Annotated in this window: 13 protein-coding genes; 5 read left to right on the top strand and 8 right to left on the bottom strand. The window is 73.4% G+C overall.

Going from position 1 to position 16809, the window contains the following annotated elements; translation table 11 throughout:
• Positions 1-363: 363 nt before the first annotated feature.
• Positions 364-780, bottom strand: a complete 417-nt coding sequence (locus tag ACXR2U_RS13435; RefSeq protein ID WP_458825555.1) for a MarR family winged helix-turn-helix transcriptional regulator — start codon at positions 778-780, stop codon at positions 364-366.
• Positions 781-884: 104 nt separating this feature from the next.
• Here ACXR2U_RS13435 and ACXR2U_RS13430 point away from each other — a divergent pair, with 104 nt between their 5' ends.
• Positions 885-1829, top strand: coding sequence for an alpha/beta hydrolase (locus ACXR2U_RS13430; RefSeq protein ID WP_458825554.1), 945 nt, complete (start codon positions 885-887; stop codon positions 1827-1829).
• Positions 1830-1835: 6 nt separating this feature from the next.
• Here the strand turns inward: ACXR2U_RS13430 and ACXR2U_RS13425 are convergent, their stop codons facing one another.
• Together ACXR2U_RS13425 and ACXR2U_RS13420 are read right to left on the bottom strand one after the other, a co-directional pair.
• The gene (locus ACXR2U_RS13425; protein WP_458825553.1) at positions 1836-3053 is read right to left on the bottom strand and encodes a S8 family serine peptidase; all 1218 of its coding nucleotides are present in this window, start codon (positions 3051-3053) and stop codon (positions 1836-1838) included.
• Positions 3050-4642: a sensor histidine kinase gene (locus ACXR2U_RS13420; RefSeq protein ID WP_458825552.1), complete on the bottom strand. Its 1593-nt coding sequence runs from the start codon at positions 4640-4642 to the stop codon at positions 3050-3052. Before ACXR2U_RS13420 ends, ACXR2U_RS13425 begins: the two co-directional genes overlap by 4 nt.
• A gap of 129 nt (positions 4643-4771) precedes the next feature.
• On the opposite strand from ACXR2U_RS13420, the gene ACXR2U_RS13415 reads away from it, so the two are divergent.
• Genes ACXR2U_RS13415 through ACXR2U_RS13405 form a run of 3 tightly spaced genes read left to right on the top strand, consistent with a single transcriptional unit; the run spans position 4772 to position 7185 of the window.
• On the top strand, positions 4772-6292 hold the full coding sequence (locus ACXR2U_RS13415; RefSeq protein ID WP_458825551.1) for an aminopeptidase P family protein: 1521 nt from the start codon (positions 4772-4774) through the stop codon (positions 6290-6292).
• A 21-nt stretch (positions 6293-6313) separates the two neighbouring features.
• Positions 6314-6745 (top strand): alternative ribosome rescue aminoacyl-tRNA hydrolase ArfB, encoded by a 432-nt coding sequence (gene arfB / locus ACXR2U_RS13410; protein WP_458825550.1) that lies wholly within the window; start codon positions 6314-6316, stop codon positions 6743-6745.
• Between the two features lie 53 nt (positions 6746-6798).
• Positions 6799-7185 carry a VOC family protein gene (locus ACXR2U_RS13405; protein WP_458825549.1) on the top strand — a complete coding sequence of 129 codons (387 nt, stop codon included), beginning with the start codon at positions 6799-6801 and terminating at the stop codon, positions 7183-7185.
• On the opposite strand, the gene ACXR2U_RS13400 is transcribed toward ACXR2U_RS13405, so the two are convergent.
• From ACXR2U_RS13400 to mca, 3 genes are read right to left on the bottom strand one after another with little or no spacing between them, the layout of a single operon-like run.
• Positions 7119-7724, bottom strand: coding sequence for a GNAT family N-acetyltransferase (locus tag ACXR2U_RS13400; protein ID WP_458825603.1), 606 nt, complete (start codon positions 7722-7724; stop codon positions 7119-7121). The two genes, ACXR2U_RS13405 and ACXR2U_RS13400, sit on opposite strands and share 67 nt — an antisense overlap.
• Positions 7724-8071 carry a hypothetical protein gene (locus ACXR2U_RS13395; protein ID WP_458825548.1) on the bottom strand — a complete coding sequence of 116 codons (348 nt, stop codon included), beginning with the start codon at positions 8069-8071 and terminating at the stop codon, positions 7724-7726. The genes ACXR2U_RS13400 and ACXR2U_RS13395 overlap by 1 nt, the downstream gene beginning before the upstream one ends.
• Entirely contained in the window at positions 8068-8940 is an 873-nt protein-coding gene (mca, locus tag ACXR2U_RS13390) for a mycothiol conjugate amidase Mca (RefSeq protein ID WP_458825602.1), read from the bottom strand. The genes ACXR2U_RS13395 and mca overlap by 4 nt, the downstream gene beginning before the upstream one ends.
• 187 nt (positions 8941-9127) lie before the next feature.
• On the opposite strand from mca, the gene greA reads away from it, so the two are divergent.
• Positions 9128-9619 (top strand): transcription elongation factor GreA, encoded by a 492-nt coding sequence (greA, locus tag ACXR2U_RS13385; RefSeq protein ID WP_458825547.1) that lies wholly within the window; start codon positions 9128-9130, stop codon positions 9617-9619.
• A 13-nt stretch (positions 9620-9632) separates the two neighbouring features.
• On the opposite strand, the gene ACXR2U_RS13380 is transcribed toward greA, so the two are convergent.
• Both ACXR2U_RS13380 and ACXR2U_RS13375 read right to left on the bottom strand, forming a co-directional pair.
• Positions 9633-15800, bottom strand: a complete 6168-nt coding sequence (locus ACXR2U_RS13380) for a beta strand repeat-containing protein (RefSeq protein ID WP_458825546.1) — start codon at positions 15798-15800, stop codon at positions 9633-9635.
• A 137-nt stretch (positions 15801-15937) separates the two neighbouring features.
• A partial coding sequence (locus ACXR2U_RS13375; protein WP_458825545.1) for a tetratricopeptide repeat protein occupies positions 15938-16809 on the bottom strand: 872 nt, incomplete at its 5' end.

Genomic DNA, 16809 nt, shown 5'->3' with positions numbered 1-16809 from the left:
CGGCGCAACCGCCGCTGACGAACGAAGAACTGCGCACGCATCGCGGGTCCGCGGCGGTCACGCCGGGCACCAGTTCCGAGAGAACTGCGATGAGGGTCCCCGACCTGACGGCGTGGTCGACTGGATCAGACCAGCTCCCGCTCTCGGCCCACCCGCCGCGCGCCTTTCACCTGCCCGTGGTCACCGCCCGCTCTTCTCGGAACAGCACCACAAGCAGGTACACGGGAAGCCGAACCGCCAGCCGACCGCGAGAGACGGACTGGTCCACCGCACCACCCACGAGGGCCGGGTACGCCTACTCGCAGTTCTCTCGAAACTGGCGCACCGCGCAACGGCAAGCCGAGGACTCAGCCGGAGCGACGATCAGTCGTCGCCCAGCATCGTGAGCAGGCTCCGGCGGAACTCGGTGCGCTGCTTGCGGTCCAGCCGCGACATCATCGCGGAGAACTCGACCGAGAGGGAGTCCAGCGCTTCGGCCAGCACCTTGCGACCCTTGGCCGTCGTGGCGAGCCGGTGGCGCCGCAGGTCGTCCTCGTCGATCTCGCGGCGGACCAGCCCGGCGGCGACCAGGTTCCGCACGTAGGCGGTGACGCTCGCGCGCGGCAGCATGAGGGTGTCGGCGATGACGGCGGGGTAGCGGCAGGTGTCGACCTCGTCGAGGACGAAGAACTCCTTGGTGTCGATGCCGAGTGCGGACAACTGCGGGTAGGCGGCGTTCATGACGCGCGTCAGCAGCCGCTGGTTGAGCTTCCACAACTGCGCCGCGTCGTCGTCGACCACGCATGCCTCCAAAAACTGATACGGTGTCGTACTAGTACGAGATCGAACGAGCTGAGGCCTCGAACCATCAGCTGACTCGAACATTCTAGGACCGAGGAGCGCCCGTGATCCGTCACCTCGCCGTCCCCCGTGACGGCCTCACCCTCGCCGCTGACCTCCACCTGCCCGAGGACGCCGACGGCTCGCCGCTGCCCGCCGTGGTGCTGTCGACTCCGGGCAGCAGCGTGAAAGAGCAGATCGGCGCGAACTACGCGTCACGTCTCGCCCAGCGCGGCCTCGCCGCCCTCACCTTCGACCCCGCACACCAGGGCGAGAGCGAGGGCGAGCCGCGCGACCTCGAGGACCCGTACCGCCGCGATGAGGACATCTCCTTCGCGATCGACGCACTGTCCGCCGTCCCGGGCATCGACCCGGACCGCATCGGCGCGCTGGGCATCTGTGCCGGCGGCGGCTACGCGGTCCACACCGCCCGCACCGACCACCGCATCAGAGCCCTGGCCACGGTCGTCGCGGGCAACATGGGCAGGTCGTGGCGCTCGCCCGCGTTCGCGCCGGACGGCCCGGTCGCCGCACTGGAGGAGCTCGCGCGCCTGCGGACCCGCGAAGCCACGGGCGCCGCCCCGCTCGAACGGGCGAACTGGCTGCCCGACACCCTCGAGGAGGCGACGGCAGCGGGGCTCACCGACATCGACACGACCGAGGCCATGACGTACTACCGCACCCCCCGCGGCAGCCACCAGCGCTCGACCAACCGCCGCCTGCGCCGCAGCGACTCGCTGCTGATCGGCTACGACGCGTTCCACCTCCTCGAGGAACTGCTGACGCAACCGCTGCTCGTCGTGGTCGCAGGCCGGCGCGGTAACACCGGCCAGTACGAGGCCGGGGTCGATCTGGCCGCCCGCGCTCCCCACACCGTCGACCTGGTGGTCGTCGAAGGTGCGGGGCACTACCAGCTCTACGACGAACCGCGCTTCGTCGATCCCGTGGCCGACCGGCTCGCCGGCTTCTACCGCGAACACCTCGGCGTCGAGGCCCGCTTGCAGGGCTAGGCCGTCCTAGGACCCGACCGCTCCGGCGTGGCCGGGCTTCCAGCGTCGGCGACGGCCGTGGCGGATGGTGACGGCCACGATGCAGACGACGACCGCGCCGGCGACACCGGAGAGGGCGAGGACACCGGCGGTGCGGTCGGGCGCGGGCGTCGCCGGCGGCGCAGCGAGAGCGGCGATCGCGGTGCGGGTCGGCGCGGTCGACGCACCGGTCGCGCCCGGGCTCGCGATCGTGGCGGGCAGTTCGGCCGTCACGGCCGCCACCAGGTCGACCGTGCCCCAACCGAGGCGCGGGTCGCGGCCGTTCGGCGGGTGGTCGGCGGTGAAGGTCAACTGCGCGGCCACCTGGTCCGGCGTGAGCTCGGGCCGGGCCGAACGCAGCACCGCGACGGCCCCGGCGACGTACGCCGCGGCGAACGAGGGATCGTCGACCGGGTAGGCGTGTCCGAGCTTGCCGGCGGCGCCGGCCGCGGTCGAGACCAGCTGCGAGCCGGGGGCGGCGAGCGAGATGTAGTCGCCGGACTCGTCGGCCGCGGGCGCACCGGCCCGGTCGATCGCGCCCACACCGATGACCCCCGGATAGGCGGTGGGGTAACTGACAGCACCCGCCTGGGTCTGCGTCGCCGGCGACACCACGACGATGCCCGCCGACCGCGCGGCGGTGACCGCGGCGCGCAGGGCCGGGCTGTCCTGCGGGGTCGGGACGCCGATGAGCACGACGGTCGCCTTCTGGTCGATCGCCGTGGTGATCGCCGCCGCCAGCAGATCCGGCAGCGGCCCCGCACCCTCGGCGGCGTCGCCGGTGGCCTGGATGTCGCGGATCGCGAGCAGGGACGCGTCGGGGGCGACGCCGGCGAACGTCGTCCCGTCATCGGGTCGGGCGGCCACGATGCCCGCGGCGAACGTGCCGCGGCCGTCGCAGTCGGTGAACGGGTCGCTCTGACCGGTCGGCAGGACGTCGGCACCGGCGCGGATCTGGTTCGGCGCGAACTGCGGGTTGCTGCGGTCGATGCCCGACGAGATCACCGCGACGGTCTGACCGGCCCCGCTCGCCACCGGCCACACCCGCGCCGGCTGCAGCAACGCCTGCGACCACGCGGTCGTGCCGGTGTAGACACCGGTCGGTTTCGAGCAGCCGGCCGCCGCCAGCGCGTGCACCGGCGTGCCGATGACGGTCGCCGCGAGACCGAGGGCCGCGGCGGCGCGCAGGATCCGCACCGGCGTCACACCGCCGGGGAGAACGCCGAACCGGGACGGTCCGGCGAGTCGGGCAGCACGATGACATCGGTGGGAACGGCGGATTCCGCCGTGTGCGCCGCACCGATCCGCAGCGTCACCCGGGTGCCGCGACCCTGGCGCGAGGTGATGGTGGCGCGGCCGCCCGCCTCGACCAACCGCCGGTGGATCGACTCCCGTGTGCCGAAACCGGGCTCGTGCACCGCGGGGTCGAACCCGCACCCGTGGTCGCGGACCACGACGCGGATGTCGGCGCCGTCGCGGTCGACGTAGACCACACCCTGCTCCGTGCCGGAGTGCTTGTGACTGTTGCGCAACGCCTCGCGGGTCGCTCCGACGAGCGCGGCCCGCGCTTCGTCGGACAGGCCGTCCGGCGGCAGGGCGTCAAGCAGGGTGACGACGTCGGCGCCGGCGTCGTCGTCGGTGAGGTCGCCGATCACCAACTCGACCATGAACCCGGTCAGCGCCATGTCGTCGACCAGCGTGCCGAGTTCGTCGACCACGTGCGACCCGGACGACGCCAGCGGCAGCGCCTCGTCCGTTGTCGTGTGCACCGATCCCGTCAGCGGTTCGTCGAGGGAGTCGAGCGCCCGGCGCAGCTGCCCCGCCTGGGCACGCGCCGTCCGCCGCAACGCGGTCAGCGTCGTCGCGGGGCGCAACCGGTCGTCGGGAGTCGCCAGCGCCGCGACCTCGAGCGTCTGCAACACGGTGTCGTGCACGCCCCGCAGCAACCGGGTACGTTCGACCTCCCGGCCGGCGCGGATGCCCGCCGCCATCGCCAGGCGCGTGCCGATCCCCAACGCCAGCAGCGCGAGCAGCGCCGTCAGCACGCCGATCAACATCCAGAGCGTGTCCTGGACGGCCGATCCGATGGGGTGCACACGACTGCCGTCGGGGTCGTGGAGGTGGTTGAGCCACGACGTGAACGGGTGCACGGCGATCGACCCGATCACCAGGCCGAAACCCCACACGGCGCCCCAGGCCACGGTCCACAGCACCGCCGAGCCGACCAGGTAGGTCCAGCTCACCTGGTTGGCGAGGTGCAGCTTGCGGGTCGGCACGGTCAGCGACGTCACCGACAACGCCAGCACCGCGAACGCGACGTCACCGAACAGCCAGCGACGCAGCTTGCCGCTCGGCGGCCGGACCCGCGCCAGCAGCACGATCACGGCGACGACGTTGACCGCGATGAGCACCAGGCCGATGACCAGCACGCTGCCGACCTCGGCGAGCGGCTGCTGGGTCAACAGGGTGACGAGCGAGGCCGCGACGGCGAGGATCCGGAACACGAGCGGGCCCAGCAGCGACAACCGGGACGCCCGGCGCAGCACAGCGGTCTGGGCGGCCGACCGGGCGTCACCGCTGGCGTGGGTCAGCCGGGGGGCGATGTCGGGGAGGTCGTCGACGTCGGGGGCGATCGCATCCGACTGCAACAGTTCCCGGATGCGTGCGCCGGTGCTCGCCCGGCGGAACTCGGTCAGACCTTCGGGCAACGCCCGCGGTTCGGCGACGGCCGCACTCGCGCCGTCGCGGAGCAGGCCGACGAGCAGGCTGCGCGGCGTGGACCGTGCGCCCGGCATCGAGCCCCCTCCCGGACTGTGACGCGGATGTGAGCGACAGCGTAGGCGGGTCGGGCCCGCCCTGCCCGCCGGGTCACCGGGAGTTCATCCGGCGTCCCGGAACGGGTCCACCGGAATACAGTGAGCGGCGTGAACAGCGCCGACGCCAGCCCGGACACCGTCACCCCCGAGGCGGCCGAACCGGCCGCGACCGAGGGCGCCGAGAGTCACGACATCAAGCTCCCCGGGGGCCTCGCCGAGGCGATCTCCCACGACTGGGACCCCGCGCCGCCGATGCCCCACACCGCGCGTCCGGACGCCGGCCCCGCTGCGGCCGCCCACCGGGCCGCGCTCTCCGCGCGCTACCCCGGCCGGACGATCGTCGTCCCCTCTGGCCGGTTGAAGACCCGCGCCAACGACACCGAGTACGGCTTCCGGCCCGACAGCACCTTCGCCTGGCTGACGGCGGAGTCCGAGGCCGAGGCCGTCCTCGTCATGACCCCCGCGGGCGAGACCGGCCACGACTCCACCTTGTACATCCGCGAGTTCGCCGGCCCCGGCACGCCCGCCTACTTCACCAACCGGATGTACGGCTCGGTCTGGGTCGGCAACGTCCCGAGCGTCGCCGACACCGAGGCCGCCCTCGGCGTCACCACCCGCAGCCTCGACGACCTGCCGGCGGCCCTCGCGAACGCGGCGTCCGACACCGTCACCCTGCGCGGTGTCGACGTCACGGTCGACGAGGCCCTGCCGCCGGAGACCGCCGCGTCGTCGTCGGACCTGCTGCAGACGGCCGACGAGCTCAAGCTGACCAAGGACGCGTGGGAGATCGACCGACTGCGCGAGGCGTGCGAGATCACGGCCCGCGGCTTCGCCGACGTCGTCCGCGAACTGCCCGACGTCCTCGCGAGCGGCGGCCACCGCGGCGAGCGTTGGCTGGAGGGGACGTTCTGGCGTCGCGCCCGGCTCGAGGGCAACGAGGTCGGGTACTCGTCGATCCTCGGTAGCGGCGCCCACGCCACGACGTTGCACTGGTGGCGCAACGACGGCCGCATCGAGGACGGCCAGTTGCTGCTCGCCGACATGGGTGTCGAGACCACCTCGATGTACACCGCCGACGTCACCCGCACCCTGCCCGTCAACGGGCGCTGGACCGAGGACCAGCTCAAGGTCTACCGCGCCGTGTTCGAGGCCCAGGCCGCGGGCATCGACGCGGTCAAGGCCGGTGCCGACTACCTCGCGGCCAACCGCGCTGCGATGTGGGTGCTCGCGGATCACCTGCACCACTGGGGCATCCTGCCCGTGACGGCCGAGGTCTCGTGCGGCGACGACCCCGAGGCGCCCGGCGCCGGGCTGCACCGCCGCTACACGCTGCACAACGTGTCGCACATGCTGGGCATCGACGTCCACGACTGCGCGACCGCCCGCAACGAGCTCTACCGCGACGGCCGGCTCGAGGCGGGGATGGTGCTCACCGTCGAACCGGGGCTGTACTTCCAGCCCAACGACCGGACCGTGCCGGCCGAACTGCGCGGCATCGGCGTGCGCATCGAGGACGACATCCTCGTCACCGACGGCGAGGCCGTGAACCTGTCGGAGATGCTGCCGCGCGAACCCGACGCGATCAGCGAGTGGATGCGGGCGTCGCAGGCGTCCCGGCCGTTGGTCTGAGGTCGCGTCATCGACCTGCGCGTGCCGCCCGGCCCCGGGGTCCCCGACGGCCTGGTCATCCCCGGCGCGGAACTCGACGAGCGGTTCACCCGGTCGTCGGGGCCCGGTGGGCAGGGCGTGAACACCACCGACAGCCGGGTCGAGCTGCGCTTCGACGTGCAACGGTCGTCCGCGTTCACCGACACCCAGCGCACCCGGCTGCTGCGCGTGCTGGGCCCGCGGTTGCGCCACGGGGGCCTGCGGCTGGTCGCGACCACCCGTCGTTCCCAGGCCCAGAACCGGGCCGAGGCGCGGGAACGGTTGGCGGAGATGCTGCGCAGTGCGCTCGCGCCGCCGCCTCCGCCACGGCGCGCCACCCGCCCGACCCTCGGGTCGAAGAACCGCCGGATCAGCGCCAAGAAGCAGCGGGGCGAGACCAAGGCCGGCCGGGGCCGGGTCCGCGGGGAGGACTGAGCTCGCCGGCCTCAGCGCCGGCCGCCCCTGGACAGGCACGGTAGGCAGTCCCCATGGACATGCGCCTGCTGGTGGTCGCCATCCCGGTCAGCGACGTCGACGTCGCGATCGAGTTCTACCGGGACAAGGTCGGCTTCGCCCTGGACCACGACGTGTCGCCCGGCAACGGGATGCGGGTGGTGCAGGTGACGCCGCCCGGATCGCCGACCTCCGTGGTGTTCGGGGTCGGCATGCCGCTGGGCGAGCCCGGCACCTGCCGCGCCCCGCAGCTGTCGGTCGACGACCTCGACGCGGTGCGGGCGGACCTCGTCAGCCGCGGGGTCGAGGTCGGCGAGGTCGTGCAGATGGGCCCGGCGGGCACACCGGGCAGCCGCTACGCCTGGTTCTCCGACCCCGACGGCAACTCCTGGACGCTCCAGGAGCTCCCCCTCCAGTCCTGAGCCCGCAGCCGGTACAGCACGTGCCGGCGCAACGGACTGTCCGCGGGCACGTTCGGGTGGTCGAAGTCGTCGGCGGGGTCGTGGGTCATGCCGAGCTTGGTCATGACCCGGCGGGAGTTGACGTTACCGACCGCGGTCAGGCTGACGACCTCGTCGGCCACTCCGCGCGCGACGACGTCGTCGAGCGCGGCCGCTGCGGCCTCGGGGGCGAAGCCGACGCCCCAGTGCTCACGGGCGAGGCGCCAGCCGACCTCGAGGGCCGGGGTGAACGGCGCGTCGAACCGTTGCCAGGCGCATCCGGCGAAGCCGATGAAGGCTCCGGTGTCACGCCGCTCGAGCGCCCAGAGCCCGGCGCCCTCCTCGAACGTCGCCGGTACCCGCGCGGCGACCCAGGCGTCGCTCTGCTCGCGATCGAGCGGCGAGGGGAACCAGCGCATGACCTCCGGATCGGCGTTCAGCGCCGCGAGAGGCTCGAGGTCCGACGGCCGCCACCGCCGCAGCAGCAGCCGGTCCGTGGTGAGCTGCTCCGGAGCCGGGATCACTCGTCGGAGCCAGGGGTCCGGGACTTCGGCGCCGCGCGCGACGGGCCGCTCGCGACCGGTCCCGGCTCCCGGCCGGAGTCGAGCATCTCGTCCGGTCCGGTCGGTTCGCCGGCCGCCGAGGCGCCGCCCTCAGGTCCGGGCGTCTCCGTCCCGGGGAACTCCTCGCGGACGCGGCGCAGGTGCTTGCTCATCGAGCGGAACAGGATGAAGCACGCCACGCACAGCACGATGATCACGACGACCGCGATCGGCCCGGCCTTGTGGGTCTCGTCGCCGACGTCGGTGTCGTCGGCGAGGTAGGCGAGCCGGGTCAGGCCGGCCGTGCCGGCGGCGAGGACGCTCACGCCGACACCCGGTCGCGGACGCCGGCGAACAGGTCGTCCTCGGGCTGCTCGGTGTCGACGAAGGAGCGGGCGAGCTCGAAGTCCTCGGTCGGCCAGACCTCACGCTGCAGGTCGAGCGGGATCTTGAACCACATGCCCTCGGGGTCGACCTGGGTGGCGTGGGCGATGAGCGCGGCGTCGCGCCGCTCGAACCAGTCGCCGACGGGCACCTGGGTCGTGACCGTGACCCGGTACCAGTCGTCCGGGAGCTTCTGGTCCTCCCAGCGCTTCTTCCAGTCGGCGAACGGCGACTCCAGCCCACGGTCGGTCATGGCCTTGTCCAGGGCCTCGATCCGCTCCCGGTTGAACCCGACGTCGTAGTAGAGCTTCAGGGGCTGCCACGGCTCGCCGGCGTCGGGGAAACGGTCGGGGTCGCCCGCCGCCTCGAAGGCCGCGACGGAGATCTTGTGGCACATGATGTGGTCGGGGTGCGGGTACCCGCCGTTGGGGTCGTAGGTGGTCATGACGTGCGGCCGGACCCGGCGGATCTCCCGGACCAGCGCCTCGGCCCCCACCTCGACCGGGGTGAGCCCGAAGCAGCCCTCGGGCAGCGGCGGGAGCGGGTCGCCCTCGGGCAGACCGGAGTCCACGAAGCCCAGCCAGTGCTGCTCGACGCCGAGAATCTCGCGGGCGCGGTCCATCTCGGCCTTGCGGATCTCGGAGATGTTCTCCTCGATGTCCTTCCGGTCCTTCAGGGCCGGGTTGAGGATCGAGCCGCGTTCGCCGCCCGTGCAGGTCACCACGACGACCTGCGCCCCCTCGTCGACGTAGCGGGCCATGGTCGCCGCGCCCTTGCTGGACTCGTCGTCGGGGTGGGCGTGCACGGCCATGAGCCGCAGTCGGTCGGGCGCGTCGCCCTCGGGACCAGGTGTCGTCACGGCTTCCAGTGTTCCACCTGCCCCCGACACCGTCCTCCGTCGCATTTCTCCCCCACCCGTTCCGGTGTTACGTTCGAGGTTCGTCCGTTCGCCGGAGGGTGACTTCCCACCCGCCGTCCGCACCGTGAAGGAGGACCCGTTGTCCGCTCCGAGTACCACCACGTGGCTCACCCAGGAGGCTTACGACCGGCTCTCCGCGGAGCTGCAGGAGTTGATCGACAACCGGCCCGCCATGGCCAAGGAGATCAACGACCGCCGCGAGGAGGGCGACCTCAAGGAGAACGGCGGCTACCACGCCGCCCGTGAGGAGCAGGGCAAGCAGGAGGGTCGCATCGTCCAGCTGCAGACCATGCTGCGCAACGCCCAGGTCGGCGAGGCCCCCGACGACGACGGCACCGCAGGTCCCGGCAAGGTCGTGACCGTCCGCTTCGAGGGCGACGACGACACCGAGACCTTCCTCATCGGCTCGCGTGAGGAGGCGAAGACGTCCGACATCGACGTCTACAGCGCCGCCTCACCGCTGGGCGTCGCGCTCACCGGCGCCAAGGAGGGCGAGACGGTCTCGTACGAGACGCCGAAGGGCGCCACCATGGCCGTCACCCTGGTGACGGCCAAGCCCTTCACCGGCTAGTCCCGGGCCGGCTTCACCCGAACACGACCGTCAGGTTGTCGCCCAGCCGCGGGTCGACGACGCCCGACAGCGCCCCACCCAGCACGGCCACGGCCGCGTTGCGGGAAGCCCGGGTCACGGTCACGGTCACGGTGGTGGTCGCGCCGGACGCGAGCGAGGCGACGGCGAACGTCGCCAACCGGGGCGTGACGATCCGTCCGCCCGCCGCGGCGCTGATCGTGCCGCCGCGTGCCACCCACAGGGCCGCCCCGACCGGCTTCGCCGTGCTCGGGCCGTTGTTGCGCACGGTGAGGGTGACGGTCAGCGCGGTGGCCGACGAACTGGTCACCCGCCCCGAGACCGCGAGATCCGCCCGCGCCGGTCCGCTCGAGGTGACCGCCACGGTGAACGACGCCGGACTCGCGACCCCGGGCACCGCGGCGGTGAGCGTCACCGGACCGGCCTGGGTGCCGGCAGTGAGGGTCGGCGCGGTGGCGACGCCGTTCGCGGCAGTGCGGACCACGACGCTGCGCACCCCACCGGGGAAGGTCACCGCGCCCGTGGTCGCGTCCGGCGCGGGCGCCGCGAACGTGACCGCGGCGCCGGCCACGGGGTTGCCGTAGAGGTCCTGCACCTGCGCGGTGAGCGCGGTCGGGAAGCTCGCGCCGGCCGGCGCGGACTGGTTGCCGCCCGTCACGGCGGTCACGGTCGCGGGGGCCGCGGCGACGACCGTCAGTGCCGCCTTGCCACTCACCCCGGACCGGGTGGCGGTGACCGCGTAGGTGCCCGCGACCGTGGCGGTGCAGGTGAAACCGTTGCATGATGCACCGATCGTCGATCCGCCGGTCACCGGCGCGATGGCGAACGTCGTCGTTCCCGCACCGAGCGGGTTGCCGTACCGGTCGGTGGCCGTGACCGTGTAGGTCTTCGTCGTGCCGGCCGTGATGGTCGCGGTCGCGGGCGACGGCGTCAGCACGGCGAGGCCCGCGGCGGTGATGCTGATTGCACGGGTCGCGGTGCGGCCGAGGTAGGACGCGCTCACGACGTAGCTCCCGGCCGTCGTCGCCGAGCACGACCCGGCACTGCACGTCGCTCCGGGCACGGCCGCCCCGCCCGACGAGGCGATCGTCAACGTCGACTGGGTGGTCACCGGGAGCGTCGTGGCCGGGTAGCGCGCGGTCACGGTGAAGGGCACCGCGGACCCCGCGACCGCCACGCTCGCGCCGCCGAGCGTGATCGAGGTGGGGGTCAGGTCGAGCGGGGCGGACGTCGCGGCGGCGAAGAGCGGGTCGGTGAGGTCGAGCGTGCCGCCCGCGGCGAGCGGAGTGCGCGCCGAGCCGAACCAGGCCGTCACGAAGCGGGCGCCGGGCGGCAACGAGGACGGCGCGACGACCCCGCTGCCGGTGGCGTCGAGGATGACGGGACGCACGGCCACCACGGCACCGTTCGCTCCGGTCGCCACGAGGAACGCCGTGCGGGCGGGCAGCCCGACCGGCTTGGTCGGGTTCGTGGTGTCCTGCACGGTGACCCGGTAGCCCGAGCCGGTGAGGGCGACCGTCGCGCTGGTCGGCCGGGCGCCGAGGACGAGTTGCACGGGCTCGGCCGCGGTCGAACCCGCGCCGTCCGAGCCCGCGTAGCTGGCCGTGACCGTGACCGCGCCCGGGTCGGACGGCACCGGGACGGTCGCGGTCGCGTTCCCGGACCCGTCGGTGACGCCGACGGCCGACGACGCGCCGATGCTGAACAGAACCGGCTGCCCCGCGATCGGACGGCCGCTCGCATCCTCGAGCGAGGCGCCCAGCGACAGCGTCCCGCCCGCGACGGCCGAGAGCGGCAGGTCACCCATCGTCAGCACGGCGGCGGGCGGCGGGACGCTCGGGACGTCCACGCGGTGGTAGGCGCCGAGGGCGTCGTCGACACCCACCACGCCGACGCCGTTGACCGCCTGCACCATGAAGCGCACGTCCGAGGCGGACGCGCCCGCCGGCAGCGCCACCTGGCCGGTCCAGAGCGTCGAGTCACCGGCGTCCTGGGTAAGGTCCACCGACTGCCAGGTGCCCTGGCCGCCGCCGCGCGGCACGACGGTCCAGGTCGCCCAGACGCCGTGGACGCCCGCGGACGGATCGCCCACGACGTGCGTGGAGAACGACACCGTGCCGCCCGACGAGGACCCGCTCGTGCCGGAGATGCTGGGCGGTGCCGCGGCCGCCGGCTGGTTCGAGCCGTAGGTGGCGGTGCTCCCGCTGTAGTAGGTCACGAAGCCGAGGCCCGAGTAGACCCGCTGGGTGTCGGTCAGCGAGCCCGGTGCGTCCGAGCGGTACTGCGCCGGCGTGACGAACAACCGGGTGGCACCGTTCGACCCGCCGCCGGACAGGGCGTCGAAGTAGTTCGGGGCGGCGGTCCGTGACGGCGTGAACACGTCGGAGACGAACGGCCCGTGCACGGTGTTGGTCTCGGTGGCCGGGGCGCCGGTCAGGGGGGTCACCCCCGGCGTGTCGGTGTACGTGCCGGACCGGAAGCCGACCCCGCGCAGGACCGTGCCCGTCGGCGCCGTGGCGTCGACGGTCACCACCGGCACCGTCGGCTGACCGGGCGAGGAGTCGACCGCGCCGCCGGGGCCCGAGTACCAGGTCGCGGTGACGGCCGGGTCGCCCGCTGGGGTCGTCAGCGCCTTGCTGTTCGGCGTGAGCTGCGGCGACACCTGCACCTGGCCGGTCTGCAACCCGAACGTGAGCCCCGGCTGCGCGGTCACCGCGGTCGTGGTCACCGGGGCGGGAGCGGCCGGCGGGGCCAGGCGGCCGGTGCGGAAGTTCACGCCCTGCATCGGCAGGCCGAAGACCGTGGCCTGCAGCAACGACTTCTGGTCGACGCCGTCCAGGGAGGCCTGCCCGGCGAGGTACGCGCGCTTGGCCTGCACGAGGGCCGACCCGACGCTCACCGCGCCGGCGCCCGTCCGCAACGCGGTCGTGAAGTCGACGTAGAGCTGGTTGCTGTACTTGACGAAGTCGGTGTCGCCGTACTGGTAACCGGTGCCGGCCACCAGGGTGGCCCCGGCCTGCGCGAACGCCTGCGCCCAGTCCAGCGGGTCGGTCACCCCGCCGACGGCGTCGCCGTCGACGAGGTTGTACCCGGAGTGACAGCCCGCGCTGAAGACCAACGTGTTGCGGAAGGTCGACCCGGCCGCGGTCACGAGGTCGCGGGTGGTCAGCGTCGAGGTGAAGTCGGCCGCGAGGGCCGCGCTCGCCGAGAAGTGGCCGGCGAGGTAGACGACGTCGTGTCGGCTGCCGAGCAGGGCGCTGCGCAGGTCGGCGGCGGTCCAGGTCGTCGTCGGGCTGGGCTTGCCGTTCGCGGTGAGCACGGTGCGGTCGACACCCTGGTCGGTGATGAGGGTGGCGTTCGTGGCACCGGTGCCCGCGTTGGCCGCGGCGAACGACGACGCGATCTGCTTCGCGCCGGCCGCGAGGAAGTCGTAGCCGGTCGCGAGGGTCGACGACGGCACGATCGCGGCGCCGTTCGAGGCGAGGTAGGACTGCAGGGTCGCGGCGATCTCGGCCGGCGTCTCGACCACCCGACCCACCGGCAGGTCGGGGACGGGCAGGGTCGTGCTGCCGATCGTGAGGTCGAACGCCGAGCCGTACGCGTCCTGGCCGAGGACGAAGTCCCCGCGCAGGGAGGAGTTCGACGCCGTGGCGTCGCCGACCGGCGGGACGTACCCGGATTCGGGGGCGACGCCTGCGGTGTCGGCGTACCGGAAGAACGGCACGACGTGGTCGCTGCCCTCGATCGTCACGTACTGCAACGACGGGCCGGCGACCCGGTAGGCGTTGACGATGTCGCGGATGCCCTGCGCCGCGAGGTTGGCCGCGGTCGGGCAGCTCGGGTTGGCGTCGGACTGCGCCTGCAGGGCCTGGACCCGCGGGCTGGCCGCGAGGTCGACCACGGCGACCGGCCCGATCGCCGCGAGCGGGCCGCCCGGTACCGCCGCGCGGGCGAGGGCGGCGTTGGCGGTGGTCAACGCCGACGTGCTGGCTCCACCGAAGCGTCCGGTGTCGGTCAGCACGACCGTGCCGGCAGGTGTCGCCCCGGCCGGCAGGAGCGCGAGGCCGGGGAACGACTGCAACGCCACACCGGCGCACGGGCCACCGCTGCTGCTGACGGTGAGGGTCACCGGCGACGGCGACGACGCACCGTTGCGACCCGTGACCCGCAGGTAGGTGTAGCCGCCCCGGTTCCAGGTCGGCGCCGAGTACGTCTCGGGCGTGGTGCCCGTGTGGGCGGACACGGCCAACAGGCTCTGCACCTGGGCGGCCGAGAACGCGTTGGCCAACTGGTCGACGTCGGGGAACAGCCCGGACCGGATGTAGTCCGACAGCGGCGCGGCCGGCGAGAAGGTGGTGGGCGAGAACGTCGTGGGCGAGAACGTGGTCGGGCTGAAGGTCGTGGGCGAGAACGTGGTCGGGCTGAAGGTCGTGGGCGAGAACGTGGTCGGGCTGAACGTGGTCGGACTGAACGTGGTGGGCGAGAACGTGGTCGGGCTGAACGTCGTGGGGCTGAAGGTCGTCGGCGAGAAGGTGGTCGGACTGAACGTGGTCGGCGCGGCCTCGGCCGCGGCGAACTGCGCCGACAGCCGCGTCAGCGACTGCTGGTCGGACAGGCTCGACCGCCCGAGGAAGGCGTTGCCGATGTCGCCGAACACGGTCAGGTCGTCGTCGACCGGCAGGTCCGACAACGTCGCCGACAACGTGCTCCCCGCCGTGGTCGGCACCTTGAACCACAACGCGCCGCCGGGGGCGGTGAGCGCCTGGGTGGTCGTCGAGTTCGGCCCCACCTCGGTGGCGGTCGTCCACGACGAGTTCGCGGCCGGCGGCGCGGCCGCGAGTGTGACGGCCGAGCACAGCAGGTTCAGGCCGGTCGGCGTCGTCCCGTACTGGGTGGCGTCGGTGAGGGCGAGGGCGATGCCGGTGACCACCTGGTCCGCCGGGCAGTAGTCCGCGGTGGCGAACGCGTCCCCCGTCTGCCCGATGAGGTCCGTGCCCACCGGTTCCCCGTCGACGTAGCTGGTCGTGCCGTCAGGGTCCAGCTGCGAGCAGGAGCCTCGGATGCCGGTCAGTGCCTGGACCGGACCGACCTCGGTGCCGTAGCCGACCGCCCCCGTGAGGACCGTGCCGGTCGGGCACGCGGCCTCCTCGAACGGATCGGCGCCGAGCGGCCAGGCGGCGGTGACGGTGGAGTCCGGGTCGAGCGTCGCCGGCGCCTCGGGCGCGGCCAGGCGGGTGCAGTCGACGCCGATCGAGGAGGTCTGGATGCCGCCACCCTCGTTGCCCTGCAGGTCGATCCGGAACCCGGTGCCGAGCACGCCTCCCCCGCACGCTGCCGGGATGAAGTCGCTCCCGGTGACGTCACCGATGCCCGTGGCCCGACGTTCCGTGGTGGTCCGCGGGTAGGTCGCCGCGACGGCCGCCGGGTCGAAGGTCGGCGCGTCACATCGGATGCCGAGTGCGTAGATCTGCGAGGGGGTCGTGTACGGGGCGTCCGACGAGCCCTGGAAACCGTTCACGAACTCGCCCGGCTGACACAGCAGGAAGTCCGAGCCGTCCCAGTCGGTGTCGCCGGTGACGAACGACCCCGTGCGCGCACCGTAGGCGCGGCCGTCGCTGCCCAGGACCCCGCAGACGGGCTGCACGTCGACGAGGGCGTCACCGAGGAACTCGAGCTGCCCTTCCGGACCCGAGACCAGCGTGCCGCTCCGCCATCGGGTGTTGAGACCGACCAGGACGGGGGTCGGCGCCGCGCAGGCACCGGTGTCCCCACCGGGCTGGGAGACCGCGTCGGGGACCAGGGCCTCGTCACGCCCGGGCAGCGGCGGGGAGACCGGAGCGCCCGCGGGGTACTCGCAGTGGAAGGTCAGGTCGTTGACGGGCTCGGTGCCGGCGTCGGCACTCGAGCGCAGCAGTCGCAGCGAGGTCACGGGCTGGCTCGAGCCGCCGTCGTCGTCGGAGCACGTCGTGTCGTACGGGGCGTCCTGGAAGGACTTCGGCTGCGCCGTGACCTCGGGGACCGACCCGGGGCCCCCGACGGGGAAGCTCGCCGCGCGGGCGAGTGGCGCGGCGACGACCTGCACCACCACGAGCAGACCCGCGACGAGGGCGACCAGCGCGAGCCCGGCGGTGACGGCACGGACGCGGACGACGCTGGTGCTCACGGGTCGTGCCTCTCGATCGGACGCACCGGCCCGAGGGCTTCGGGCCACGCGGTGCGGCGACAGTCAAACACCCGCCGCCGACATCCGGAACCGACCCAGGTCCTGTCCCCGGTCACCTTCGTGACCGACGAACCGGATCAACCGGACGTCACGGACGAACACACCTCGTCGGCGAGCGCCAGCGCCGCAGTGAGGTCCAGTTCCCGTCCCCGGTCGCGCCCGTCACCGTCGTCCGCCGCCGGCCCGAGATCGCTCGCGAGCTCCGCCGCCTGCGCCTCCGACCGCGGTGACCCGATCTGGTCCCGCAGCCGGTCGGCTGCGCCGAGCAGCACCGCGACGGCGTCGGTCGACCCCGCCCGCGCCGCGAGTCGGGCGACGTCCTCCAGCAGGTGAGCGCTCGACCACGGGTCGGACATCAGCCGGTGCGCCTCGACGCACGTCCCCAGGTCGTCGGCCGCGGCCGCGAGGTCGCCCGCCCGCAGCTCGGCGACGCCGAGGTTCTCGTGGCCGATGGCGATCATCCAGAGGTCACCGACCTCGCGGTGCAGGCGCAACGCCTCGGTGAGCGACGCGATCGCGCGGTCGGTCTCCCCCACCGCCAGCAGCAGCATCCCGAGGTTGCTGTGGGCGTGCCCGACGGCCCAGCGGTCGCCCACCTCCTCGCGGACCGCCAACGCCTCCTCGGTCAGCGCGATCGCGGTGGGGTAGTCGCCGGCGTACTCGGCCATCATCCCGAGGTTCGCCAGCAGCGACCCCTCCGCGGCGCGGTCGCCCACGCGTCGGCGGATCTCCAGGCTCCGGCCGTACAGCTCACGGGCCTCGTCGAGCCGGCCCTGCTGACCCGCGAGCGTGCCGCGCAGGTGCAGGACCCGACCGCGACCGGCGTCGTCCTCGGCGGCCGCGAAGTCGGTGAGGGCCACCTCGAGCAGGTCCGCCGCCGCGGCGAACTCCCCGCCGCGTCGCGCGAGGTCGGCCAGCGCGACCCGCGCCGCCCCGGCCGCTGCGCGGC

The sequence above is a fragment of the Jatrophihabitans sp. YIM 134969 genome, assembly GCF_054456675.1.
This window is presented reverse-complemented; position numbering and strand designations above follow the sequence as displayed.